Genomic DNA, 26672 nt, shown 5'->3' with positions numbered 1-26672 from the left:
AATATCTCTAAAACAACATTAATAAAAGGATCTACAAGAAAATCAGTTCCTTGTGCTCTTCAATCCAGCTATTTACATACCTTCGTAAATCTTCGACTGGAACTGTCATCGTATTAAAAACAAAAAATACATTTTCACCTGTATCTCCAACATACTTTATGGTATTATCATCAAGCTCAAAAACCGCAACCTCAATCATATTTCCTATATCAAGTACAACCTCAACTAAATATTTTTCACCGTTGTATTCATAGCGATATTTTGAAACAATTTCTTCTTTACCAAGCCCATAATTTACAGGAACGTTTTTTACTTTGTAATCGTGCAACATGATTATTTCATTACCTAGTGTTATTACCTCTAAATCACCTTCTTGATTTTTGAGGTAAACTAATTTGTTGAAATAACTATCTAAATCCAACTTGGCTGCAACTGCATTACAGTCTTCAGAATTTGTAATTTGAATAGAAGCTACGATTTGTATTTCATTACTCACCATTTCTAAACGTAATCCATGGGAAGTTAAAGCACGTAACTCATCAATAATCAGTATTTTATCTGTACAATGTGTGTATATATTTTCTTTTACTATTTTAACTTCTGCTTCTGTTGCACACATTGAAAAATAAGCAGCTCTATTCACTTTTTTCGCATTCAATTTGTTATGTATTGCCTTTAATAAGGTTGTTTTACCAGTCGCTAAATTGCCAGCAATAATTACGTTATCTCCATCATGTAAAGCGGCCTCTATAATTGCTACCTGTGTTTCAAGTTTTGAATTTAAAATTTGAACGTTCATGAAAATCCCTCCAATTTATATAGGGTGTGTAATGTTTTTCACTACACACCCTTTGCTATGTTTTAAGGAAATCGAGTCATAGGCAACTTGGCCATAAATTGCTCCTTGATTTGTGAATCAGCTGCAAATGAAGTACCAATACCTAAACGAATTTTTTCGTCCGCTTCACTTGAAGGGACACGATCTTCATTTTTGTAATAAGCAATTAATTTTTTAAATAGATACTCATCTTCAATGATACGAAGCTCCACTTCACCATTTTCTTTGTTATCAACTAACAAGAAATGAATATTACCGTTAATGTCATGTCCAACAACATATAAATCACCTTCATATGGTTTAGGGTATCTAAATGCTTCGTCGGATACAACATGTGTTAAATCGCGATCCTCATTAATTTCTTCAAGAAGAATTATTACCCATTTATCTTGTGCAAATGTCAAATTTCTACCTCCTAATAGTCATAGTCCGCATCATCCATTAGTACGTCTTCATTGTAAAGAGACGCATGATATTCAGAAGCAGACATACCTTCCCATTCAGGAGTGAGGAATTTGATTTTCGATGATTTTACACCTGATGCTTCAAAATATGTGTAAAAGATAGCGGGATCATTTTTCTGTATTAATCTTTCGTCAGTTGTGAAGCGGATTATACTGTCGGGCATATATTGTTCTGCTAATTCTGCAATATCAGGGATCCTAGAGACATCATCAACTAACAAGATAACAAGTTCTGGTCGAAGATCGTCAGACAAAGAAGTAAATGCTAATTGAATTTGTTGGAACCTTTCAATGCAGTCAGAGTACCAATTCTTCACTGGTCGAATAACCTCCAACCAAAGGTACTTAAAATCTTGTTCATCTTTGATTGTTTTAATTGCATAATGTGGTCTAAAATAGCGGCCATTTGATAAATCAAATTTCTCCTGTGATGACCATTCAATTACACGGTCTAGTTCTCGCAATTTACAGTAGAATTCATTAGCGATAACTGTAGAAAAATAGTCGGTCATCTTAGGCGCATTACCAGGTACATATTTTATCGGTAAGAATTGATAAGAACGCGGAATATGAGTTCTTGGTAATATTAGACCTGCTGCTTTCGCACCAACTGGTGAAAGTCCATAAAGATGAGGTAATAACTTTTCACTTTCACAAGGAGAAACCCATTTAAAAGCGACAATTATACCACTTCTTAAACACTTTCTTATAAATTCTTTGACTTTTGTATCTGAATCAGTTGATGAAAAGACTGCTCTTTGTATCTGTGATCGTGTAGCGACACGATGATTAGCTAAAAAGGTTAATAAGGCAATTTCATGGTTAGTAAAATTGTTATCTTCTTCTTTTCCACGTAGCCAATAGTTACTATTGCGAATGACATTGTATTCTACTGGTAAAAAATATAGCAGGGCATAAGGGTCTCCAAATAAACTAAATGGGTTACCATTTGGCGGTAGATATTGTAATATATCGCGTGGAAGCGATGGCGACTTATATGGTATCGTCGTAGCGTATGTAGGAGATAATTTGTGTTGAGGAACGGCTCTTGCCTGTTCCTCAACATCACCTACTACAAAATTTTGAATGCTAAGATCTTGTGCAGTCATTTTATGAGCGACGTGCCTTTCCAATTTGGTTAACCCTTGGAAGTACGATATGCCCATAAATATGCCCAATTTGTGTATCTACACGACTTACTTTTAGCTGACATTTTTGCCCTTCGTTAAGGTGAACACCGACACGCATGGAAGGGAATGGTGCTAATGCCGAAATGTTATGTGGTTTTAAGGTTACAAAGACTCCTAATTCAGGATTGATATTGTTGATTTCAGCAGCATAAGTACCACCAGGTTTATAATCTGCTAAAAATACAGCAGGGTCCGCTTCTAAAACACGGCGACTAAACTTAACCTTTTGTTCTTCCACATTAACAGAAGTGATTTTCACCTCAATTCGTTCACCTCTAGCAACAACTTCTCGCATATCTCGGTGATAAGAATAAGAATATTCTTCTTTTGGCATACGTGTACGAACACCATTAACAATCAAATACAGGTTAGCTTTGTCTACGCCGGATACAAATGCAGTATAAACTTGCCCTTCCTTAGCAGAGTTCCAGAATAGATTTGCTTGGATGTTTAAAGCAGCTGTTCGATTTCCGATAAAGAAGGCATTGTTTTCATCAGCAATTACATCTTCAACAACAACCTCAAAATCACCATCTACAAATGCGTGAAGCGATCTAAATTCATAGTCATCCATTTTGTTCTTTGGGATATAACCATAAATACCATCGTAATAGACTTTCAGGCATTCAATCGTTTCCCCTGCCATTTGGAGCTCTTCAACACCTACACTAGTTACGGTAATAAACCGCTTGAAGCGGCGAGCATCTCTTAAATTTGCCTCAGCATACATTCGCTTTTCTTTCAATTGTTCTTCCAAAATTGTCATATCAACATTTCCTCCTTGTTTTACAATCAAAAGAACGCAAAAAAGCACCAAATCCACGTCTAATAAGACGAAAGATTCGGTGCTTCCGAACATTCTTCTGAAAGGTTTATTAACTTAAGTTACAAATAATATACCCTTTCTTTCTAAATTTTGCAATACCTAACATTCAGCTTTCCTTAAAAGTAAAATAGAGCTCATACTATAAAACTTTACATGGATAAAAGATGATCGGAGTTGATCTAACACCAGCTTGTATACATTCTTTTGTATATTGAGTAACAGCGTTTTGAAAATGGGTTAAGAATAGCTGACCGAAAAACGGCGTTTGTTTATCTTCCGTTTCAGATGTCGCGGAATTGACCAATAATACACCACCCTCATTAATAAATAACTCTGTATCGAAAATTTCTTTTCCATCATCATAGTTAAATAGATTTGACATTAAAGGATTGTCTGAAAATTCTCTGAAAAACATCTTAACACCAGTAATATAACGCTCTAATTTATTTTTAACAATCTGACGACCTGCATATTTATGCTCATCTGGATATAAAACATCACCCGCTTCTGACGTTTGATAATCAAGAACATTTTTCTCGAAGTATTCAAGTAAATCCTTAATAGCCTCTATTTGATTGGAATTAAGATCGTTATTGTTGTTATATTGTTCATGGAGTTTTCCAACGATATCAGCTAAATAACGAGGTTCTAAAAACAACTGAATAATATGGTTTATGGTTGTTTTATCACCAAAGGATATAATTGATAACTGTGTAATTGCAAAAATTAGTGAGCTCTGTTGCTCTCTAAAAAACATGTCAGTGTTTGATAATAAAACTTCCATAGTTTGTCGTAGGTCTGAAGCGGAGCTTAGGGCTCCTTTGAATGGCTGGAATTTTAATGTCCATGGCTTAGTTGGGTCAATTACTTTGATCTTTTCAATTGGGATTTCAAGTCTTTGACATAAGTTTAATACTTCATCGATTTTCTTGCTATTGGAGTCAAATAATACAAAGCCACTCTTTGATTTCCCACCCACAATTCTAATTATACTTTGGTAAAGCGGTTGACCAATTATGGTTAATACATCTTTATAAAGAGGTACTTCATTTGTTTTGTCTAGTAATGCTTGCATGTTATATCCTCCCTTTTCTTTTTGAAAAAAGAAAAAGCACCGAATCCACGTCTAAAAAGACGAAAGATTCGGTGCTTCCGAACATTCTTCTAAAAATGTAATAAATTAAGTTGAAGTCATTATATCAAGTCACGGTAGATACATCAATTGATTTTAAATATCTTCTTCAATCACATCTTCTGAAACAAAATGATTACCTGGTATTACAACCTCTCTTTTTTGATTTACTTTTTGTTGAGGCTGTACTTGCTGTTCATCAACTCGTTCTTGCTTCTTTTCAACTTCTTGTTTCTTTACTGAAGAACTACTTTCTCTCCCCTTTTGATTTCTTTTTGATTTTTTATTTTCTTTCACTATGGGTTCATCTGGGAAAAGACTCATTTGATTCATGACTGGAATTGAAACTGCTTTGTTATCAATTCCACTAGTGTTTTTAATATTGTGGTTAGCACTATCAATATCTAACATTGGTGGCTCCATCATAGGAGGATTAAATGGTTCATGTTGCACGTCATTTTGCAATGGCAAATCAACGTATTCAACGTTATTATTTGCAGAGTTCTCATCAACCTGATCAAATACAACAGGAACAACGACATCTACAGGGGGCTGTTCAACCATTGAATCTAGTTTTTCCCACGTAGCATCTGAAGTGTTTTCAGCATCATTTTCATCCATGAGACTTAACCAGTCATTTGTATCATCAGTAGAAGCGGTTTCGCCCATCATATCAGCTGATAGATTTGATGTTTCATTACCTATTTCAAAGTTAAAAGGTATCCCCGCTTCGTTTTCGATTTTCTCCTCATCACCATAGAATGAAATACTGGTATTTTCCTCTTCATCCACACTATATTCGAGGTTGTTTGGTCCTTCTGCAGCTGGGAATGGAATAACGTTATTGTGTTTCTTTTCATTTCTTTGTACTGGAATAGCTTGTGATTGTAGTGGTGGAGACATAAAGCCGTCGTCATTTGAATATTGTTCAAATTCTTTTTGCACCGAATCACCGATAGCAGATACATTAGCCATAAATTCATCAGGAATAACACTATGGAAGTCTGTAAGGTTTAAAATTTCATCGGTAGTTAAAGATTCCATTGATTCGTAACCTGCTTTTACATTTGTTACAAGTGTATCTAATTTATCTTGAGATATATGATCAGTAACATTAAATTCCTTTTCTTCTGTAGACTTAATATCACTGGCTACTAAATCCATAAATCTGTTAATAAATGCTGATTCATGAACAAACTGACCAACAGCCTTCTTAGGTATACCAATACTATTTCGTTCATTAACCACTTGTACAATCATTTCTTTAAACGGTAGTTCTCGAATATCGGTAGGAGTGAACCTTGGTTGCATTTCTTTTTGAGTATTTAAACGGAATCCCCATGTTTGCTTTTCGCTAGTCATTGGAGAACCTGATTCATTCATTGATTCTACAACAACTAGATGTTCACCAAATTCTTTAGAGAAATATTCATTATCTTCTACAGGTCCACGACCAAATACTGTTTTGTGCGAAGCGTTACCCATAACTGATTTACGATAAGACTGGCCAACTGCGTCTAATTGTGCAATAGATTGCATAGCAATAACTGCACCTACCTTAAAAGAACGCCCTAGCGTTAAGAAACGTTCAAATGCTTCGTTAGCGTATAAAGGGAATTCGTCCACATAGAACATGATTGGTATTCGTTCAATACCTGTCTCTTTACACTCTTTAGCTCTACGGAAGACTGCACTTTGGAATTGACGGATGAAGAACTGTCCGAATAAAAGAGATAATTCATCTAAATCTCCTAATGCAGTATTAATTAATACTACGCCACCTTCACGTAAAAACTTGTCCGCATCGAAAGCTTCTTCTCCATCATTGCAGACAAATAGACTTTTAAGCATAGAGTTTAATGCAATCTCATTTAGGTACTTTTTAGCACCCGTAACAAACTTATCCTTTTTATTTTCAACTAATGGACGGCCAGCGTATTTGTGACCTGGTGGATATAAGACTTGTTTAATTTCTTCTTTATCACGGAATGTTTTATAATCCAACACCTCATTTTCAAAGTAAGCTACGATTTGTTCAAATGAACTTAATTCTGCTCGCATACTGCTAGTTAGTGAAGGATCTTCCCTTTTAGAATCAATTGTTTTTCGAACAAATTCTACTATATCTGCTAAGTAACGAGGGTCTGTAAACATTTGCTGAATATGAGTGATATTTGTAGCAGGACCAAAACGGATCTTTGCTAATAACGTAAACGTACTAGCTGCTTCATTTTGTTGTCCTTTAAAGAACTCATCTTGATCACCAGTAAGAGCATTTAATGTACCCTGGAATCCAGAAGCGGCTGACTCTCTCGACCCTCCAAATGGATTGTATTTCATTGACCAAGATTTTGTAGGATCGATAACTTTAATTTTCTCGTCTGGAACACCAAGCTTTTTGCATATGGTCAATACATCATCTACACCATCACCTTTTGGTTCCAAGAAAACCAAGCCCATATCCCGCTGCCCTGTAGCAATCTTTAATATATCCTGTGCTATCCGTAACAACAAAGTTGTAGATGTTTTACCTGAACCGGTTGCCCCTATTATGGCCTCATGTAAAAATCGTTCATTTTCTTTTATAATAATTGGTTTCTTTGTATCAAATTCGAAACCGACTATAACATCACATGTTTCCAATTTGTACTCGTGTGCATATTTTTTGATGTAAGGAGCTTCCCAAGTCATAAAGTGCTTTTGAAGCAAATCTTTATTTATCATGTAATCACGCGCTTGTAAGAAAAGAGAAAGAGCGCTAAATATTACTGGAATGACAAACAGAACTAATATTAAAGAATCCAAATCATCTGTCATAATGATGTCTTTGTATGGTTCAAAAATCCGTACACTGGTTAAATAATCTAAAAAGTAATCTACATTATATTTTGCAAATGCACACCAACTTAGAAGATGAAAAGGAGCTAAATTAAAAATTGCTGCTTTCCATCTTCCCTTTTTGGTCTTTGACCAATCTTTAAGTATTACTGGCCCTTTTTTCTGAGGTATTGAGATTGTACTATAATGCCATGTAAAGTACGGTAAAAGCCATATCAGAATAAAAAGCCACCATGGCAGTTTGTTTAATAAAGCTAGTTCAAATACACCTAGTAAATTCATTACCCATGTAAAAATAGCTATTGGTAGTAGAACAGCAACATTAAACCAAGATAATACTGAAACTATTTGGTAGTTTAAAGTCATCCGAACGAATTCTTCCCGTTTCGTTTTCTTAATAGCCTTTTCGAAGCGGTATTTTAAGAATCCTTCACGTTCGATAACATATTCAGTATCTGATTGTAATCCGACCTCTTGCTTCTCCTTTTTTTGTAAGAAGCCCATTAAATCCCCCCTTCTTTGTTTGAAAAACAAAAAAGCACCGAACCCAACACCTTAAAAATAAATCTTTAAGGTGTAGGTTCGGTGCTTCCGAACGTACTAATTATTTGTTTTTCTTAATTTCAATTATATGTTTCTAACTTGTAAAGTCAAGACCAATAAGCTACTTAACTACGAATACAGAATCCCTAAAATCAATAGGTTCTAATTCTTTATAGAGAACGGGTCGGTTAATACGAAGATCCATCATATGCAATCTTTCATAAAATAACTTATCTTCTCCAGCTTTTAAAGTATTATCAATTAGTCCTACTGAATAAGGGGTTAGCTCTCTAAAAACAACTATAGGCACAATTATATATGTTTCATTCTTTTCAACGGCTACCTTTTGAAGATTATTAAATATCTTAATACACCGTTTCCATTTAAGAGTATTTAACCCTTCAATATTAAAGAAAACACAGTAATATTTTCTGTCACCAGTAAAACGACCTAGCACATCGCCAATGTTTTTAAAGTAATCAAATAATAGTCCGTCAGTATTTGGATCAGAATAATTAAAAGTCTTTTGTAGATCCTTGAAGCGGAATGCATCAATGAGTGGATACTTAAAGTCTTTACTATATTCGGTTCTCAGAGAAAGAATGGTACTTTCAAGATTACTACTAGTAGTAGCTATGATATTGAAATCATCAATGAATTCACCACACATAGCATTAAAGGCTTTTAGAAAGTTAAGATATCTAAGATTCACCTGTAAATCAGTGGTCATTTGATTGTTTGAGTACCGTGGATTTTCTAATACAACAATCATCCCTTTGTAATACCTTAACTCATTATTCTCCTTAAGTTCCTTCAATCGATTATTAAGTCGTTTGAATTTAGCAAGTAGCCTTTCACCGTACTCTGTTTTTCTGTCATATTCCATGAAATAATAAGCTAATTCACCATGGGTATCTATAAGATTCCCTTGCTCATCATAACGAGATAGATTTAAACAAATTTCGCCATCAGGTTTATATTGCATACTTTCTTTAATTTTTGATTTCCGAGGCGATGCATGTAAGTTATCACGTAAAGAACATATGTTCGTTAACTTAACTCCACCGAAAATCCATTGTTCATTTTCCGAATCTCTAGCAGCTTCTTCTACTTGCCGATTAAATGCTAAAATATTGCATTGTATCTCTGTTTGAAAACGGGAATGTATGTTCTCTAACGGTGGGACCCTCCAAGGGAAAAATCCCAAATCAAAATCAAACCCTGAGTGCTTATTCTTATCCAGTTCCGTGATCCCCATGAACGAGTAAATTTCGTTTTGACCCTCTTGAGTCAAATAATAGTACACTTCCGTAGAATCAGAAACCCTATGTTGCTTTATGTAACCAGCATCCTGTAATAACTTTATGGTTTTACTTAAAACCTTTCTGCCACTTTCAAAGTCCTTATCCTGTCGGGTTTTACCCTTAAGTTCTGGTCTTAAATAACTCAATATTTGATGTATCTTAGCCATTCTAACCTTTAAAATGAACCTTAGAATTTCCAGTTGTTTATTGCTTAATTGCTTGTGTGTTGGGGGTGCCATTAATTAATTTCTCCCTTCTCCTTATTACTCCGATTTTAGGTTAATGAAGTTCGGAGTGCAAGATACTTATAGAAATATCTTGACAAAATAATAAATATCAATATTTTGTAGGGCGCTGATATATGGTGCTGATATAAGGTGCTTGCAGCACCAATATGTAGCACCCTAGTTTGGGAACGATTTTTAATCTAATATCTGTTTAGAAAACCTAAGACATTTCCCTGAACAAATTTCCAATTTCTAATTACACATTATAGATTTTTTGTTCTAGCAAATTACATGCAAAGCATTTTTCCAAAGAATATAGCTACTTTAAAATTAAAATATATAAGGGGGAATTTAATTTCTATTTTATACACACATTATACTTACAATGTATTTATAATTTATACATATATTGTGTGTATAAAATGTATGTATAATGTGTTGACGAGTGGCAATCTTACCCTGTATAATAAATACAGAAACATTGGTTTCAATAGGACAATTATTAGGAGTGAATTTTGAATGACTAAAAAGAGAACTAAAAACGTAGTAAGAAAAGCTGGCGTAGATGGAGGAAATGGTGAAACAAAGATGTATTTTGAGGGAGTTGATGAGGGACTAGCCATCCCAACAGCAGAACTCATTTTGTTAAATGCAAATAGTAAAAGTAAAGGTAATTTCTTAGCTAATGATGTAGTAACGCCTAAAAATATTCATGAGCACTTAGATATTACTTTCTTATCGTCTAAAGCTTTATCAAAATCAAATGAGCGTTATCTTATTGGAAAAAGAACATTAAAAGCTTTGGGTGCCAAACCAAAAGAGACACCAAAACATGCTCAAAAACATACTTCTGAAATTGTGGCAAGAACGGTACTTGCAGGTTTATTAGTGGATGCTATAAGAAACAACCCTGAAAGTAAGACAATAACTGCCCATTATGATTTAAATTTGGCTTTACCTTTAAATCAAATTGACGAAGAAGCATTCCAAAAACACGCTGAAAGATTTATTGGAACTCATGAGATGAAATTCCATTACCCGAATGGTGAAGAAATCCTCGTAACAATTGTTGTAGAATTTGCGATGACTTTACCTGAAGGAGCAATTGGAGGTTATGCGATTGTTTATAATCTCGATGGAACTCCAAAAATTTATGAAATTCTTGAAGAAGATGAAAATGGTAATCAAGTTAAAACGGAAGTTACTTTTGAAGATAGAGAACTTTTGATGGGTGATATTGGTGCAGGTTCATTAGACTGTGCAGTAATGTTTGGAGTTGATTTTGATTATGAGAACTCTGAGGGATTTGAACTAGGAACAAAAGAGTCAGTAAATAAGATTCGTACAGAATGGAATAAACTACAAAAGCAAGATCAAATTAATTCTCTAACACAATTCACAGAAATTTATAGTAACACTGAGATTTTTAACTCTGCAAAACTACAGAACTTCTCAACTATGTATCTGAATGATGATGCAATTGTAATTGCTGACAGTCTAAAGAGTATTTATGAAAAAATGCCATCAAGAGCACGAATTGTTTTATATGGTGGTGGAGCTATCCTTTATAAAAATGCATTAATACCATTATTAGAGGAATACAGTGATAAGGTGATCTTTGCGCCAGATCCTAAGTTTATAACTGCAAAAGGATTACTAATTTTTGCCCTTACCCCTGCATTTGAAGAAATCAAAAACAACTACTTAGAGGCACTAAGTGTCTAAACGTAGAACAACAAAATATGAACATGGGGATCGTTATCAAGTCTATATAAATAGAACTGTTGATGATGAACTACTATCATTTATAAACAAGCAATCTGATATATCTGGTGCAAGTATGTTAGGACTTATATTGCTCTATCAAATGTATGGGAATATCGATATTGATGATATGCTGCCAAGGAATTATAGAGTAAATTCCAAAATTCCTAATTCAACTATTAATGTTCCTAACTCTATCCAAAAAAATGAAGTTAGAATTCCTGAAACACTTGTTGTATCTTCAGATAGTCAAAATAATAGTACTGAAAATACTGAACGAGATAAGGCACCTAATGCTGAACCTCGTTCAGCATTACAAGTGGTAGTAGATTCAACTACATCTACTGATATAAAGAATATAGAAACAACTGATAATCTAGATAACAAAAATGGTCTAGTCTCCCCTTCTCAAAATGAAACTATTGAGAGTAAAGAAGAAACACCAAAAAGTAAGGGTAATGGTTTAACTTCAATTAAGACTAATTCAATGATGCAGTTTGGCAATATGATGAATCCAAAAAAGGGTAAATAAATACACCGTACTTAAATGTACGGTGTTTTATTTTATACATATATTGGTGATTAGAAATCAATAGATCCTTTCAATATCTTTACATATGAATAATTATTTTTTGTGTTATCTAGGTTGTTTTAATCCTTTAATACATTCCCCAGCTTCTGAAATTACTTTTTTAAAGTAAGATCTTTAATAAAAAATAAAAGTAAAATATAGCTAGTAAAATTAATTGCAGTACTTAATCTAGCCACATTAGAGTCCTTTTACAGTCCCCCACCACTCTTATTATATGAAAATTACCTCTTGCCCAGTAAGGGTTGAATACCAAATAAATCTTGCCCAGTAACCCAGTGGGCATGATTTATTTGGCTAATATAGATAAACAATTATCTTGGGGGGAGTAGACGTTATGTATAACAGCAATAAAGTTAATTTTTTTGCTGCTAAAATATAAACCATAAAAATTTGGTTATTCTAATAAATTATTTTTTACCTTTTTTTTCATGCTGTATCCCTGCTTTCTTTTTTACTGGAAAGCCATATTTTTTTGAATGATTTTTCATTTCAGCAATCAATTTGTTCTTTTTTTCACTCATGCAATCACCCCTCTTCATTAGATCCATACCCAGTGGACCAGATTTATCATGCTGTTTCCCCCTATTATTAAAATAAGAGAAACGTATCTTCAAGTTAGTCATTTATGCTTTAATAGTTACAAATTTAAGACTCAAAAATTATTGAGTCCCCTTTCACTAGTATTATGACCAAAAAAACTCTTATCTATACTCATACAATTAGAGAATTACACATACTATGGAAAAAATACCTCTTGCCCACTGGGTAGAAACGAGAAAATGGGTGATAAATATGTTAGTCACTAAAAAACGTAAAGTAAGAAGCGATAAAAAAGTTAATATAAAGCCAACAATCTTGTTGGATGCTAGAACTGCAATATATCGACTATCTGATATAACTGATACCCCTGTTAAAGATATTGGTGAATACTTATGTAAAGAGGCTCTTACCAATAAAGATATTATAGATGAGCTTGCAAAGCATTTAAAACGCGATGTAGCAATAGATAATACATTATATAGAGGTAACCCGAAGAATCCTTCCATTATTCGTAGAACTGAATCTGGAGATTGCGAACGTATTACTATTAGGGTCACTGTTGATATGAACAATATACTTGAGAACCTGGCATATTGTTTAGGTTGTGCAAAGGCACGTGTTACAGCAGCTCTAATTGAATATGCAATAACCGATTTTAGTATAGTTGATGATTATGTAAAAGGATTTTTAGAGGAAGGTATTGACAAACATAAAATGAAAGAGCTAAAGAAACTGTTCAATTATGTTAATGATAATGAATCAGGTAACGAATATTCTTGGGCTTCTATGCTATCTGTAATTGTGGATGAGGTTAGATCAAATACAGCCACCCTACTAAACGATCCTAATGAAATTATTGAAGAGTATTTGATTAATAACTGGAGAGATAACTAAATAAGCATATTGAACACCACTAACTATGTGGTGTTTTTTTATATTCCCCCTCCCCCACCCTTATTTATCATTACAATATGATGATAATATGTGTATATTTTATACGTATAAAATACAATTTGAAGGAATTTATACATATAATACATACGGATATTGTGTGTATAAAAAAATATGTATGTATATTATCGCTATATTTTATATGTATAATATACATTTAAAATATAGCGATAATATAATTGGAAAGCTATTCAGTGATTATCGTTCATTTATTCTGTTCAATTATCGATAGTATTCAGTTAGATTAATCTAAATTAATAAGTTAATGGTCTATTAACGCAATTGATTACTGATATTCTTTAGTTAAGATAACTACTAATGATATATTAACTGTTCTATATCGATAACGATTAACTAGTATATTTGGATATATACTGGTTAATATAATCTTGATAGTTAAATTAACAAGTTTATAATGGTTAATGCTATGTTAATTAATTGAATAATCCAAGAAGTGCTTAATGTTAATAAGAAGATTAATGATAGATTAACTGTTAATTGAATGGTTGTTATTGGGATATCCGATAAATAGATTAATGTCGTAATTTGCTTTATCGTTAAGGTATTCTGTTCATGTGAATGGTTTAATTGGATAATTTAAAGTTAACTAACTTTGTTTAATAAGCGAGTTTCCTTGGTTCGTTAAACTATCGGATGCGTTGATTAAAATTTTATTAAAAAGCCTTTAATATCAAGCGTTTGTTGATTATCGATAGATTAATGTGGTATTTTATTTATAGAAGGAAAGAAAGGAGGGGTAGTATTGTCTGAAGAAATAACTAAATTAGCTCTTGTTAATGAAGGGGAAGAAAATGCAACTTCGGATGTTGATTATTTGCAAACTTGGAAAATAACTGAGTTTACTGAAGTTGTAAATGAAACTTTTAAACAAAAACATAATATAGAACTAAATATTACTGTTAATACACTTAATAATTACTTTAGAGAATTAGAGAATGATGATATTCATTATTTAAATCGATTAAGTGGTGTAAAGATTTATGATCAAATGGATTTGAATATAGCGGAATACATTGCTATTAGGCGTTCCAAGAAACTCAACAATGGAATAACGTGGCAGTTACCCCAAATTTTTGATGCTATTAAGAGAGATTTACCTTGTCGTCCCAAACCTGAAGCAACTGAGTCGAGTGAAAGGGAAACGTCAGAAGACATTACAAAACAGCTTGAGGAATTTAAAGAATCATTTAAAGAAACTTTAATTGAAATTGTAAAACATGAAGTTGGTCAAAGAAATGATATTCAACAACAATTAATTGAGATGAAACAAGCTAATGAAAAGCAAGTTAGTCGAACAATGGTCGAAGTCGTTCAAAAACAAGGTGAATTCAGAGCTCAAGCACGTGCTGAATGGGATAAAAAGTCACCATCAGAAAGACTTGAAGGATTGATTTTTAAGAGAGAAAAAATAAAAGAGCGAGAACAATTTATCGACGAGTATGTCGAGAAAAAATTTATGGAATGGATAATTGAACAAACCAATAGTTGAATTCAAATTTCTTTTCCAATAAAATAGTAGTATTACTAGCGAAGCACGCAGTAATTCCTTACGGGATTACTGCGTGCTTTTTGTGTGAAAGGGGAAAAAGGGATATGACTAATGATGAACTAGAGTTAGAGGTTGTTGATGAAGAACCTAATAAACAAGAAACATTCAAGGATCATTTTTATTTAGCGTATAAGCCACATGATTTCTCGATAACATGGGACTGGCAGCATTCCATTTTTGCTAGAGTCGGATTTATGCATGATGATGTCTATCATCCATTTATTAATCATATAAAGACAACTGCTCGTAAACATCAAATGCGTATATTACATCTCTCAACTGAAATTATCCAAGATCAGTATGAAGATAAGGATATCATTAACTTGTATGATTTTGAGCTATTGCCAACTGAAGAGGGGGCAGCTGAATTAGAAGATACTAGAATGAAATGGGTTCAACTTTATCTAAAATTGTTATGCTATGTAAATGGAAAAGAAAGAGCACACTTTATCCCTCAAATGAAATATTATCGAACGGAAGAAGGGCCTCTTGCAGGTTATTTAAGAGCAATTGACGAAATGGCCGATTCAACTGATAAAACAACATTATTGAGACATCTGGAGAAACTTCAAATTGTAAAATGGGGTGTTAAATATAATGATGAAAAAGGAATAACGGATTTTATATATCATATAAAAGGCTCTTCATTTAAGGAACAATTAGAGTCTTTCTTTATAGGTTGTTGGGCAGTTATGAATGTGCATTATGCAAGAGATTTTAATGATGAAAATATGGATAGCTTATTAACAATGGTTCAATTTAGTAAAAACTTTATTTATCCATCAATTGATCAAACTGGAAGAGACATTATTGAGGGTGTTATTCAATTGCTAGCTGATTTAACTATGATCTCAACAGATGAAATTCTAGTAAAACAAAAACATGCTCTGTTTATTCAATCACCACAGCTGTTTCCTAATCATTATCCGCAAGTAAGTCACATGTTTTATGGGATGGAACATTCACCAGACTTTAATTTGCGTACTATGATAACTGATTTAAAGCCATTAATGGAAAATGAAGCTATATACAGAAGTAAGGTTGTATTAAATGACGGAAAAGAATTTATCAGAAAGGTATTTTTGGCTATTGCAACCTAAAAAGGGATATGCTAATATATTTCACATAAAGCAACCAATTTAATACTAAAATTTACAATGCGAAGCACGCATTATCCTTTATCAGGGGGTAATGTGTGCTTTTTTTGTTTTTTTAAAAGGAGGGATAAATTTGAATCTTATTATCGCCACTTCAAATACTGATTTTGCAAAATCACTACGTGAAAAACTGAAAGAGGTGGATTGCAATGTTCTGGACATTGTTTCATCAGTAGAAGATTTAATTTCTACAATTAGTGAATATCCAGGTAAAATCGATGGAATTCTTCTGAAAACGGATTTAGCTAAGAAAAACAATGATTATCGTCTAGAAGTATTAAGTGACGTTGTACTAAGTATTCGACAGACACCCGAATTCGAAAATGTTGTTTTCACAGTGTTATCTGACTATCCCAAAGGACACCCGTTATTGGCTGAGTTTTTAAATATGGGTATCTACAATTTCTTTGCTCGGAACGGTATAAAATTTACTGTCCAAAACTTAAAAGACTCATTTATAAAACCTATGTCTTTTTCGATAGCTTTGGAGTACGGAACTGTTAACAAAGAAATTCCATGGCGAAGAGATCTTACAAAACCTCAAACGCTTGAAGTTAAATTTGTTAATCCAGAAGCTGAAACCCAGAAATTAGAACAATCCACCGGTGACATAGCTATAAGTGATAACTCAGATAATGGCTCTGAATCAAAGAAAAATCCAATGGACTTTTTATCTAAAATTCCAAAACCGAACATACCAAAACCTAATATTTCTTTACCTAAGATGGCAGTGCATGAGAAGGATACTACAAATGAATCGTTAGATGATGAGTGGATATTTGAGAAGAATGAAAATTCTTTCACAAATAAGATGCCTGTAGTTGGTACAGTCCTGATTGGAGTTGCTGCAGTTCAGAAGCATTTAGGTGCAACAAATACAGCAATCAACATAGCAAAGTTTCTAAGTAAAGCAGGGCATAATGTTGCTTTGGTTGAGGCTAATAAAAATATGGATTTTGATAGGATTCATTCGTTAATTGAGGGTGAAACCATAACTCTAAGTGAAAAGGAGTTTAACTTTCAAGGTATCACCCATATCAAATATAGAGATGATATGGATCTTAGTGGTGTTTATACCAAATTTCAATTTGTAGTTTTAGATATTGGAGATATCCGCAACTCACAATTTAAAGCCGAGTTCAACCGCTCCCATATTAAATGTGTTGTAGCTACGGCAGATGAGTGGAAATACCACTGGATAGAAGAGTTTTTACTTAATGTTGATTCGACAGAGGATCTTGTCTTTTTGGTGCCAAGTAGCGATTTTAAATCTGCAAATGATCTTGAGTCGAGGCTGAAAAAGCACCTTGTCTATCCACTAGAGAAACACTCGAATCCTTATGAAGTACCAGAGGAGTCAGGTGAAGTGTTTAAGCAACTTTTAAAACTCTATCTTAAAAATCATGAACTACGGCTCAAGGGTAAACATCTATTGTTAACAGCGTTATTGGGCGCATTAATTTCTGCTATAGGTTTTACATTCTTTATATTTAAATAATAAAAAAGGTGGTGAATCCTGTTCGTTAATCGAATAGGGGGAATTTGGGAATTCGACTAAAGACAAAGAAATTAATACTAGTTGGCACAGCTGGATTTATGTTGGCAACAGGCATTTATAGTGGTGGTGTTTATTATTGGCACTCAAAAGTCCAAGAGAATGAATTGAAGTTAATTGATAAATATGAGAAGCAGATTGAGATCTTAGAAACAACTGCAGCTCAGAACTTCACAGCTTACGCACTGAAAAATGATGTCAAGAAGGGGGATGTTATTACACCCGAAATGCTGACGTCAGTTTCTGTACCTGAAGCAGCAAGTGCAGTTGATATTGTAAGACCAAGTGATTTAAAAAAGGATGATAAGTTTGTACTGTATGCAAAAACTGATATGAAATCAAGGGCAGTACTTGTTCAGTCAATGGTATACAACACAGTAAATGTTACGAATGACATACGTGAAGCTGAATACAGTTTCATCGAACTTCCATCAAATATCTCTACAGACAGTTATGTTGATATTCGTATCAAATTCCCAACGGGGGATGATTATGTAGTTCTAACCAAAAAACATATCAAAAAGCTATCTGGTATCACTTTATGGTTTGACATTGGTGAATCGGAATTGTTAACGATTAGTTCAGCCATTGTTGATGCATATCTAGAAGGTGCCAAAATTTATGCAATCCCATATGTTGATGAACATATGCAAGAAAAAGCAAAAGCGACATATCCAATTAAACCGAATGTACAAGAATTAATTAAAGAGTCGCCAAACGTTGTAAATCTTTATGAAATGGAACTAGAAAAGTTAAATCGTGGCCGTCTTGAGAACAATCTACGTGAATTAAGTGAAGAACAAAAGTCAAAAATTCAAGATGGAGATCAGCAAGTACAATCCAAAGTCTCAGATGAAAATGCTAAAGCAGCTGAAGAAGAGCGATTAAATGCTATGAATGAACAAGCTCAAGAACAGCAAGCTTTGATAGGAGGCGAAAGTGAGTAATGAAACTAGTTCAACTACTTGGTTCAAGAAGTAAAGCAGATTTTGCTATTTATCTCGGACATACTATTGCTGACTTAGGAAAACGAGTATTAATCGTTGATTCTACAAATAACCTCGAATATCAACATTCATATATTCATTTGGAAGGAAATGAAGAATTGTATGAATTTCAAGATGTGGATCTTCTTATTAATACAAAATCATTGCAAGATTTAATGACAAAACTTAACAACGCGAATGAAATGTTGGAAAACTATGATGTCATTATTGTGGATGCAAATGACAGCAGCACTATCCTTAACGATTGGCCAAAATTTCATGAGGTCCTTTATGTAAGTGATAATACTCGTTTTACTATTACCCAAGATATTGACATCCTAAATGATTATGTAGATTCAACTGGCAATACAGTACTTAAACGTGTACATTTCGAATCAGCTCATAAAATACCAAATGATTATTTAGATCTATTAATTAACAACAGGTTGGAATTCAAGCTAATCGATGATCCTTTAGAATACGACGATTTAGAACACAAATTACGTAATTTTATGCAACATGAGGGTCTTATTCCTTATAACAAACTACCAAAGGATTATAGGAGACTATTAAAAGTCATTGTGACTGAAATGTTTGATTTAGGGATAAAAGATTTCGAAGCAAGTACCCGCAGAGGTCCATTTAATTTCTTATTTGGCCGCTTCAAATCAAAGAATAAGACTAATAGCGAAAGCAATTTGAGTAATCATGAGGAAGATATAAAACCTGATGAGCAGGCAACTTTATTAGTTCTAAACAAAACAAATCAAAGTACAAAAGATTCAAATAAACCTGATGATAAGATGACTAGCAATAAAAAGACAAAAGAAGTAGTAGGAGGGTGATCATCATATGGGCAAGACAATAGTAAGCTGGTCACCAGTACATGGGCAAGCAGCCACTACATCAAATGTTGCTGCATTAGCTGCACACTTTGCGTTAAGTTACAATCATCAATCATTAATTACACATACACAGTTAACCTATTCTTCCTTAGAATCATTATTCAAAAAAGAGATGACGGAATCAAGAGGGTTTGACAGTGGAATTGAGGCATTAGAACGACTTGCACAAAGTAGTTTACTAAAGCCAGATGCAGTAAGGGATTATACTGAAACAGTTTATAAAAATCGATTGGATTTACTTGGTGGTACTCAAAATCAATCATTAGAGACGCCTCATCTTTTAGAAATACTGTTAAAGGTTGCTGAAAGTGCCTATGACATCGTATGGATTGACGCACATTCGGGAACACGTAGTAATACTTCAAAAAGGTTATTAAAAAAGGCAGATTTAGTAATGGTTAATTTGCCTCAAAACCGTTTTGTATTAGATCAGTTCTTTTCTGGCGAAGGATTCCCAGAAGAATTAAAGGACAAAGAATTTATTGTTTTAATAAGCCAGTATGATCAGAATGTCAAACCAGGGATTCAAAAAATAAAAAGTAAGTATGGTAAGAATCATCCAGTGTTTGCGATAAATTACTCTAGCAAATTTAAAGATTCCGCAAACAAATTTGAGTTCACAGAGCTTTTTTACAGAGTAGTCCATTCAAGTAAAGGTTCCGACATGCAAGACCTTATTAAATCGTTAGAAAAAGTAAATAAGTACATCTTAAAAAAACTTGATTTAGAAGAATTAGAGGAGGAAGATGAATGACTTATTCACTAAATCTTCTTATCATTATCGGAATCCTTTCATTAATACTCTTTCTAATACTAATGAAGCTAGCTCAAGCTAAGAAAGAAAGTAAAAGCTTAGAGTTAAAAAAAAGCGACATCAATAAAGAAGAGTATACCGTAGCTGCACTACAAGATTACATAAGTGAGGTAATGATAGCTAATACAACAGGTAATCTTTATGAAGAGGGTCTGACTGAAGAATCGTTTAACCGGAAGAAAAGACGGAGAAACGAACTAAAAGAGGCACTCAAAACTTGTAATACTGGTAATCTTGCAGCAAAAAAACTAGTACGTGCTTATATTTATGATTCGCTTAAAAAAGACAAGAAAATTAATGAAACAACAATCAATTATGCAATTCCTTTTAATGTTCCTTCAAAAATGACGGCACGCGATAAATTTGATACAGCATTATATGTAGCATTCAAAACCAAGAAATATAACGCCTTAGGATGGCTAATTGAAACATTTAAATTAGATGAACCTAAAGAAGATGGTGGATTACGTGTTTTAGCAGAAGAGATTGATAAAATTTATGATCAAGTGGTGCTAAATTATCCATTAAAACTATCTGATAAATTGCATGTGTTATCAGAAAGAATCTACTCGCATTTTAAAGGGTTCGGAATAATTGATGAAATTCGTGACATGAATATCGATGGAACATCAGGAGGTGTTTCAGGGTTACCAGAGCGATTAACTAATCTTATGGATATTGACGACCCTTACTATTTTGATAATGCAGATGGAACTGAGATTGATGAGGTATTTGCTGAGCATGTTATGAACCAGAATCAAGACGAGTTTACATTCTTAAATAGTGCTTGGATCATGTACAAAGGTAAAACAATACACTTATCATTCCTTTCATTTGAACATGAAGCTGAGCTTATTCGTGTAACAAATAATGTTTATAAGTATGGTTATCCAGGACAGCTATCAGAAACAAGACCAGCCATTATTAATGAAATGGCAGATGGTTCGAGGGTAACAGTAATGCGTCCAAAACTTACCGAGTCATGGGCATTCTTCATTAGGAAAAAATTCAATGCAAAGAAGATTACTGTTGGTGAGCTATTTAAACAAAAGAATAGTGAACTGCTCATTGCTACGCTTGGATTTTTAGCTAAATCAAACAGATCGTTAGCGATAACAGGACAACAAGGTAGTGGGAAAACGACACTTATCATGGCACTGTTTGATTTTTTAAGCAAGACCTTAAATATCCGTGTGCAAGAAACAAAATTTGAGCTTAATTTACGAAATCAGTATCCAAAACACAATATCTTATCATTCCAAGAGACGGAAACTTATAGTGGTCAGGACGCATTGGATTTAGCAAAGAAGACTGATGGTGATATGACAATCTTGGGGGAAGTTGCAACTGACCCAGTAGCAGCTTGGATGGTTCAATTAGGACAAGTTGGTTCACGCTGTATATGGTTTTCTCACCACGGTAAAACGTTGGCAGACTTAGTGTTTTCTTTACGTAATTCTTTGTTAAAAACGAATATCTTCAGTGATGAAAAAATTGCTGAGCAACAGGTTGTGAGCGTCCTTGAGTTTAATGTTCACATGAGGCAGGACAAAGCAACAGGTGAACGATTTGCTGAAAGAATTACTGAATGTGTACCAATTACTTATCAAGATGAAAAATCTTCTTTTGAAGAATTAAACAACTCTAAAGATAAGGAATCGAAGACAGAGTTGTTAATCAACTTAATGGCTAACTTCTTCCATCAAAGAACACAAACTAAGCAATTTATTGAAAATACAATCTTGGAGTATCGGGACGGCCAGTATGTAGCTGTAAATCGCATTTCAGATGAACGAATAAAAGAAATTAAACTTGAGCTTTCTTTAGAAGAACGAGAACAGTTTGATGCATTTATTCGAGAATATTGGGGGGAGTAAATGATGAATATGCTTGCTCAATACATCATAGTGGTTGCATTAATCATTACTATCCTGTATGTAGTCAACCAATATTATAAGTATTCTCGGGCAAAGCGTAAAAGACAAGAGACTATTGGTTCTGGTAAAGGTCTACCATTCCCGCGGATATTAAATAAGTATACACAAAAGGGATACAACGTAATTTTAAGAATTCCGATTCTACGAACAGTTCTTATAAAAGTACGTAAAAAACTAGAAACTTTATCTGTTTATGACGAATATACACTTCGCCGTGAAGTCATGAAGATTATATTCTCCATAATTGCACTATTTAGTGTTGGATGTCTGTTTTTAGTCATTATCCGACCTTCTTGGTTAGTGATATTCTGGATTCTTTTAGGAATATTATTGCTTTCTGGGATTTTAATAGACTTCTTTGTATATAGAGTCGAAAACCGATTGTTGAAACAACTCAAAAATTTCATCATAAGAGTAACTTTTAATTATCAACAAACAAAATCGGTTGATGAAGCAGTATTTGATTCAATACAGTACGCTGGACCAGAAATGAAAGTACACGCTGAGCGTATTAATAAAATTCTGAACGCACTTCATTCAGAAAAGGAATTAGCTGCTTATGAAGAAGTTGCACCATCTCGTTATTTACGTGTTTTTGCTAGTTTAGCAGTTTTAGTTAAAGATCGAGGCGACAATTTTGATGAAGAAAAAGGAAGCTCGTTTGTTAGAGGTGTAACCTCTATTAATAAAGAGCTAAACGATGAGATATTATATCGCTCTAAATTGTCCTATGCCCTTCGTAGTATCAGTGCATTAGCATTAATTCCTATTTTCTTAGCCTTACCAACAAAACATTGGTCTATCTCTCAATTTCCAACAACTGAATCATTTTACGGTTCACGAATTGGATTTCTAGCTGAAATAGCTGTATACGCCATTAGTGTTGCATGTTACTTAATCGTTAGAAAAATGAGGGAAATCAATGATAATTCAACGGAATTTAAGCCAAAAAGAATTAGATGGGAAAGATGGTTATTTAAAAAGATCCCTCTTTTAGAAAAGTTTTGTAAGGCGTTATCGCCACAAGAATTTACTAAGAAATATCATGAACGCCAGCAACTTATTAAGGAGGCCAATGAAAACTTAGAAGTTAAAGAGTTAACTTTACAACAGGTTTTATCTTGTCTAGCAGTATTCATTGTCCTGGTATCTGCATTTACACTAGCTCACGTTCGTGAAGCCAACACCGTATTAAATCAAGTCGCTACACAATCTATATTCACATCGCAATTGACTGAAAAGGAATTGCAAAGTGTAGCGGAAATGAACGAATTTGATAAAAGTGTTATTGAAGATTTAAAGGAAATGAAGAAATTACCTACCGATGAGGAATTAAGAGAACTAATTGCTGATCAACTTAATTTAGATTCCAGAGATTTAGAAGTAACTAACACTTATAAACGCATCACTGGTAAATGGACAATAATTTCGAATTCATTCCTTCAATGGTGGGAAGTGTTAATTGCTATCGTCATAGCTTTCACAAGCTATCTCATTCCAGTTCAAGTCCTAAAAGTAAAACGTAATGCTCGTCTGAAATTAATGGAAAGAGAAGTCTATCAATTACTTGTTTTGATTTCTATATTACGTGATTTCGAAGGAATGAGTGTTTCTATTATTCTTAACTGGCTGCAACGCTTCTCATTAGTATTTAAAAAGTCGATCACTATTGCGATTGAAGAGTTTGATAGTGGTCAAGAAATGGCCCTTGTTAAACTTTCTGAGAATAACACATTTGAACCTTTCCAGCAAATAGTAGAGAGATTGAGATTGACGATTATTCGGTTATCCATTAAAGAAGCTTTCACAGACATTGAAATGGAACGTGAATTCTACTTAGAGCAACGCCGGGAAGATCAAAAGAGATCACTCGAAAAGAAAAGCCAAATAGGGGAGTTCTTAGGATTAGGACCATTAGTATGCCTAACATTCATTTACTTAATATTCCCAATTATTTACATTGGGGTAAATGAATCCAAAAATATGATAAATATGTTTACTTAGCTACTCGTGGTTTATAGCCACTAGCATATAAAAAAACTATGAAAAGAGAGGTTTTATTTCTATGTCAGAAACTACAGCAACCGCACTCAAATTCGCTGCCGGTATTATACTAGCAATCGTATTAGTTAGTATCGCCATTATGGTATTTACGCCTGCAGCAGACTCGGCCAAATCAGTAACAACAGATTTTACAGCGAACACTACAGAATTACAGGATCAAAAATACTTAGTTTATGACAATACAGTGGTTAGTGGTTCTCAAGTATTAACAGCTCTACGCCGCTTCGAGTCTCAAGCTAAAGACGAAACAATTGCACTTTACGTACAAACTGGTAAAAATGCTACTGGTCAATGGTATTACTCACGTTTTGAAACAGACAAAGTAGAAAAAGGTGGAGCAGCTTCAGACATTTCTACAACAACAAATGTTACTCACGCTGAGTACATCAACCCATCAGGTATGTTTGCTGCATCTGTACACCGTGACTCAAATGGTGTTATCCGTGCAATTAAATTTGTACAAGAAAAACAATAATCCATTTTAAATGGAAAGGAGGAAGGGGGCCAATCCGCTTCAACGGAAGCCCCCGCCTTATTTATGAACAGTACTGTAACTACAGCCATAAACTATGGTCTATCTGCTTTAATATTTGCAATGGTTTTGGCTTATGCATTGAGTCCTATAACTAACATACAAAAAGAGTTTGAAATATCTCCTGGAACAGTTGATACGGTTTATTCTGTGCAAACAAAAATCCCTGAAGAGGTTTTGTTCACTGGCGCAGAAGTTATAAGTTCAATATATAAGCTAAATCTTGATGGGATTACAGTAAAGGTGAATGGTATTACTTTTAGTACGCCTAAAGACGTAAAGGACAAGCTGTTTCATATCTCAAAGTATGTTAAATACTCTCAATCCATTACATATGACACTAAAGGAAAAGTTGCTTATATAACTTATACTTCAAAATAATGAAGAAAGGTTGATTTTAATGCCAAATGCCGTTGCTAAGATATTCGCTATCATTCTTATGGTTGTTTTGTTTTACTTTTCAACGTATCAAAACTATAAGAAGGAGGAGGATCTTGCTTATATAAATACCTCCAATGCAGTAACAAAATTTGTTGATAATGTTAGGTTAAAGGGATTTATTACACCATCTATGTACGAGGATTTTGTTAATTCACTCCATACAGGAAACCAAGTATTATTCAATATCGAAATAGAACATGAGAAAAAGCAGTATACACCAGTCTATAGTGATCCTGCAAATCCTAATAGCTTTACTGGTGAATATAAAGTTCAATACACAGGTATCTATTGGGACCAAATCAAGAAAACACTATTTGAATCGAATGTTCCATATGACAAACGAATGTATAAGTTAGAAAACGGTGACTTCTTTAATGTATATGTAGAGAACAAGACTAAGTTTAAATCGACTATGCTTTTTGATTTTTTATCAGGTGGAGCGGGTACAGATGGCCCTGTAATAACTTTCCCTTATGGAGGCATGGTACAAAACCAAGATTGGAATGATAAACAATGAAATTAGCTCATTACATAATTTTGTTCATTATCATTTATTCATTTCCTCTTTTATTTACGGAGTATCGCTATCAATACGCTAAACAAACAATGCAAGAAAACCATAAGCATGAAGTAAGTATGACCACCGCAACGCATGATGCAATAAATATCTTGAGAACAAATGTGAAGACTGAATTAGAGAATGGTTATGAATCATATAAAATCAATCCAGTTAACCCACAACCAGCGTTTGAGACATTTATGAAATCATTATCTTTGCAATATGGAGTTGAGTTAGATTACTCGATGAATAGGTTAGCCAGATACGTTCCAGTTTTCGGGATAGTTGATTATGATGGGTTACTTCTAAATGTTTACAAAGAGTACAAGGATGATAGGGGAGATAAGGTTTTAGATCGTGTATGGTTGCCAAAAATTCCATTCTCGTATCTAGATAATGAAGGAAACATTATTAACTTTACTATAGATGAGGAAGTAGAAGTATATGATGTTGAATTGGGTGAGTGGTTTGAAGGTACACGTGAAGAGTTGATTAATGATCCTGAGGTAACTATTTCATTTTTAGAAGATAAAGAGACTTTTCATAACGTCCGACGAACAACAATTGTTAATACATTACAAGAACATCTTGCCTATTATATAAACGAACATAACGTTTATACAAAAAGCTTAGATGTAACATATAAGTTTATGCTTCCTTATATTCCAAAGGAAGACTGGTATAACACTGTTGATGATATTTCAATCCTGGCTTTCTTTCAAGGGTATCCTTCTATTTTAGAGAATGTCTTTTATCAGCAATATGCGTTTGTTGGTACCCGACTTCAATTTAACGACCGTATATTAGCTGGGGATGTTAATGGCCAAAAGAGATTTTGGTTTGAATCATGTGGATATCCTTATACTGCAAAAGAAATTTATTCTTCGAAAAAAGATGCAGCTGCAAAAGGATATAGCGAATTATCATGTCTAAATAATTAGGG

General features: G+C 33.6%; 22 protein-coding genes. 15 read left to right on the top strand and 7 right to left on the bottom strand.

All coding sequences use genetic code 11. The annotated features are described in order from the left end of the window. Positions 1-31: 31 nt before the first annotated feature. From HCH28_RS18325 to HCH28_RS18295, 7 genes are all read right to left on the bottom strand, one after another. On the bottom strand, positions 32-799 hold the full coding sequence (locus HCH28_RS18325) for an AAA family ATPase (RefSeq protein WP_221682536.1): 768 nt from the start codon (positions 797-799) through the stop codon (positions 32-34). Between the two features lie 62 nt (positions 800-861). Continuing rightward, positions 862-1242, bottom strand: coding sequence for a hypothetical protein (locus HCH28_RS18320; protein ID WP_221682535.1), 381 nt, complete (start codon positions 1240-1242; stop codon positions 862-864). Between the two features lie 11 nt (positions 1243-1253). Then, a complete protein-coding gene (locus HCH28_RS18315) occupies positions 1254-2435 on the bottom strand; it encodes a replication-relaxation family protein (RefSeq protein ID WP_221682534.1) in 1182 nt (393 codons plus the stop codon). After that, positions 2413-3258: a S1 RNA-binding domain-containing protein gene (locus HCH28_RS18310; protein ID WP_221682533.1), complete on the bottom strand. Its 846-nt coding sequence runs from the start codon at positions 3256-3258 to the stop codon at positions 2413-2415. The genes HCH28_RS18315 and HCH28_RS18310 overlap by 23 nt, the downstream gene beginning before the upstream one ends. Positions 3259-3457: 199 nt before the next feature. After that, positions 3458-4393 carry a hypothetical protein gene (locus HCH28_RS18305; RefSeq protein WP_221682532.1) on the bottom strand — a complete coding sequence of 312 codons (936 nt, stop codon included), beginning with the start codon at positions 4391-4393 and terminating at the stop codon, positions 3458-3460. A 153-nt stretch (positions 4394-4546) separates the two neighbouring features. Beyond that, positions 4547-7792, bottom strand: a complete 3246-nt coding sequence (locus tag HCH28_RS18300) for a type IV secretory system conjugative DNA transfer family protein (protein ID WP_221682531.1) — start codon at positions 7790-7792, stop codon at positions 4547-4549. A gap of 160 nt (positions 7793-7952) precedes the next feature. Next, positions 7953-9374, bottom strand: coding sequence for a hypothetical protein (locus tag HCH28_RS18295; RefSeq protein WP_221682530.1), 1422 nt, complete (start codon positions 9372-9374; stop codon positions 7953-7955). A 507-nt stretch (positions 9375-9881) separates the two neighbouring features. On the opposite strand from HCH28_RS18295, the gene HCH28_RS18290 reads away from it, so the two are divergent. From HCH28_RS18290 to HCH28_RS18220, 15 genes are all read left to right on the top strand, one after another. Continuing rightward, on the top strand, positions 9882-11087 hold the full coding sequence (locus HCH28_RS18290; RefSeq protein ID WP_221682529.1) for a ParM/StbA family protein: 1206 nt from the start codon (positions 9882-9884) through the stop codon (positions 11085-11087). Continuing rightward, the gene (locus tag HCH28_RS18285) at positions 11080-11658 is read left to right on the top strand and encodes a hypothetical protein (RefSeq protein ID WP_221682528.1); all 579 of its coding nucleotides are present in this window, start codon (positions 11080-11082) and stop codon (positions 11656-11658) included. The genes HCH28_RS18290 and HCH28_RS18285 overlap by 8 nt, the downstream gene beginning before the upstream one ends. 798 nt (positions 11659-12456) lie before the next feature. Continuing rightward, positions 12457-13152, top strand: a complete 696-nt coding sequence (locus HCH28_RS18280; protein WP_221682527.1) for a hypothetical protein — start codon at positions 12457-12459, stop codon at positions 13150-13152. Between the two features lie 820 nt (positions 13153-13972). After that, the gene (locus tag HCH28_RS18275; RefSeq protein WP_221682526.1) at positions 13973-14719 is read left to right on the top strand and encodes a hypothetical protein; all 747 of its coding nucleotides are present in this window, start codon (positions 13973-13975) and stop codon (positions 14717-14719) included. Positions 14720-14823: 104 nt separating this feature from the next. Continuing rightward, positions 14824-15879 carry a hypothetical protein gene (locus HCH28_RS18270; RefSeq protein WP_221682525.1) on the top strand — a complete coding sequence of 352 codons (1056 nt, stop codon included), beginning with the start codon at positions 14824-14826 and terminating at the stop codon, positions 15877-15879. A gap of 130 nt (positions 15880-16009) precedes the next feature. Further along, positions 16010-17434 (top strand): hypothetical protein, encoded by a 1425-nt coding sequence (locus tag HCH28_RS18265; RefSeq protein WP_221682524.1) that lies wholly within the window; start codon positions 16010-16012, stop codon positions 17432-17434. A 44-nt stretch (positions 17435-17478) separates the two neighbouring features. Continuing rightward, on the top strand, positions 17479-18438 hold the full coding sequence (locus HCH28_RS18260; RefSeq protein ID WP_221682523.1) for an SAF domain-containing protein: 960 nt from the start codon (positions 17479-17481) through the stop codon (positions 18436-18438). Further along, positions 18438-19322 (top strand): P-loop NTPase family protein, encoded by an 885-nt coding sequence (locus tag HCH28_RS18255; protein WP_221682522.1) that lies wholly within the window; start codon positions 18438-18440, stop codon positions 19320-19322. Before HCH28_RS18260 ends, HCH28_RS18255 begins: the two co-directional genes overlap by 1 nt. A gap of 7 nt (positions 19323-19329) precedes the next feature. Continuing rightward, positions 19330-20136, top strand: coding sequence for a hypothetical protein (locus tag HCH28_RS18250; RefSeq protein WP_221682521.1), 807 nt, complete (start codon positions 19330-19332; stop codon positions 20134-20136). Beyond that, positions 20133-22073: an ATPase, T2SS/T4P/T4SS family gene (locus HCH28_RS18245; RefSeq protein WP_221682520.1), complete on the top strand. Its 1941-nt coding sequence runs from the start codon at positions 20133-20135 to the stop codon at positions 22071-22073. Before HCH28_RS18250 ends, HCH28_RS18245 begins: the two co-directional genes overlap by 4 nt. Beyond that, complete coding sequence (locus HCH28_RS18240; protein ID WP_221682519.1) at positions 22074-24137, top strand: hypothetical protein; 2064 nt, start codon at positions 22074-22076, stop codon at positions 24135-24137. A gap of 61 nt (positions 24138-24198) precedes the next feature. Then, positions 24199-24672 (top strand): ABC transporter permease, encoded by a 474-nt coding sequence (locus HCH28_RS18235; RefSeq protein ID WP_221682518.1) that lies wholly within the window; start codon positions 24199-24201, stop codon positions 24670-24672. 63 nt (positions 24673-24735) lie between these two features. Next, complete coding sequence (locus HCH28_RS18230; protein WP_221682517.1) at positions 24736-25110, top strand: hypothetical protein; 375 nt, start codon at positions 24736-24738, stop codon at positions 25108-25110. A gap of 19 nt (positions 25111-25129) precedes the next feature. After that, on the top strand, positions 25130-25687 hold the full coding sequence (locus tag HCH28_RS18225) for a hypothetical protein (protein ID WP_221682516.1): 558 nt from the start codon (positions 25130-25132) through the stop codon (positions 25685-25687). After that, entirely contained in the window at positions 25684-26670 is a 987-nt protein-coding gene (locus tag HCH28_RS18220) for a hypothetical protein (RefSeq protein ID WP_221682515.1), read from the top strand. Before HCH28_RS18225 ends, HCH28_RS18220 begins: the two co-directional genes overlap by 4 nt. The last annotated feature ends 2 nt before the right edge of the window (positions 26671-26672 follow it).

Source organism: Lysinibacillus sp. K60, from assembly GCF_019731275.1.
In the GTDB taxonomy this organism is placed as follows: Bacteria; Bacillota; Bacilli; order Bacillales_A; family Planococcaceae; genus Lysinibacillus; species Lysinibacillus capsici.
The sequence above is the reverse complement of the archived record's forward strand: the minus strand, read 5'-3'. Positions and strand labels throughout refer to the sequence as shown.

What these genes read in the sequence shown, in the direction of transcription:
- HCH28_RS18300 (WP_221682531.1), bottom strand. Translation starts at nt 7,792, where the DNA reads ATGGGCTTCTTACAAAAAAAGGAGAAGCAAGAGGTCGGATTACAATCA.
- HCH28_RS18290 (WP_221682529.1), top strand. Translation starts at nt 9,882, where the DNA reads ATGACTAAAAAGAGAACTAAAAACGTAGTAAGAAAAGCTGGCGTAGAT.
- HCH28_RS18295 (WP_221682530.1), bottom strand. Translation starts at nt 9,374, where the DNA reads ATGGCACCCCCAACACACAAGCAATTAAGCAATAAACAACTGGAAATT.
- HCH28_RS18310 (WP_221682533.1), bottom strand. Translation starts at nt 3,258, where the DNA reads ATGACAATTTTGGAAGAACAATTGAAAGAAAAGCGAATGTATGCTGAG.
- HCH28_RS18240 (WP_221682519.1), top strand. Translation starts at nt 22,074, where the DNA reads ATGATGAATATGCTTGCTCAATACATCATAGTGGTTGCATTAATCATT.
- HCH28_RS18250 (WP_221682521.1), top strand. Translation starts at nt 19,330, where the DNA reads ATGGGCAAGACAATAGTAAGCTGGTCACCAGTACATGGGCAAGCAGCC.
- HCH28_RS18305 (WP_221682532.1), bottom strand. Translation starts at nt 4,393, where the DNA reads ATGCAAGCATTACTAGACAAAACAAATGAAGTACCTCTTTATAAAGAT.
- HCH28_RS18225 (WP_221682516.1), top strand. Translation starts at nt 25,130, where the DNA reads ATGCCAAATGCCGTTGCTAAGATATTCGCTATCATTCTTATGGTTGTT.
- HCH28_RS18245 (WP_221682520.1), top strand. Translation starts at nt 20,133, where the DNA reads ATGACTTATTCACTAAATCTTCTTATCATTATCGGAATCCTTTCATTA.
- HCH28_RS18235 (WP_221682518.1), top strand. Translation starts at nt 24,199, where the DNA reads ATGTCAGAAACTACAGCAACCGCACTCAAATTCGCTGCCGGTATTATA.
- HCH28_RS18230 (WP_221682517.1), top strand. Translation starts at nt 24,736, where the DNA reads ATGAACAGTACTGTAACTACAGCCATAAACTATGGTCTATCTGCTTTA.
- HCH28_RS18220 (WP_221682515.1), top strand. Translation starts at nt 25,684, where the DNA reads ATGAAATTAGCTCATTACATAATTTTGTTCATTATCATTTATTCATTT.
- HCH28_RS18280 (WP_221682527.1), top strand. Translation starts at nt 12,457, where the DNA reads ATGGAAAAAATACCTCTTGCCCACTGGGTAGAAACGAGAAAATGGGTG.
- HCH28_RS18325 (WP_221682536.1), bottom strand. Translation starts at nt 799, where the DNA reads ATGAACGTTCAAATTTTAAATTCAAAACTTGAAACACAGGTAGCAATT.
- HCH28_RS18270 (WP_221682525.1), top strand. Translation starts at nt 14,824, where the DNA reads ATGACTAATGATGAACTAGAGTTAGAGGTTGTTGATGAAGAACCTAAT.
- HCH28_RS18255 (WP_221682522.1), top strand. Translation starts at nt 18,438, where the DNA reads ATGAAACTAGTTCAACTACTTGGTTCAAGAAGTAAAGCAGATTTTGCT.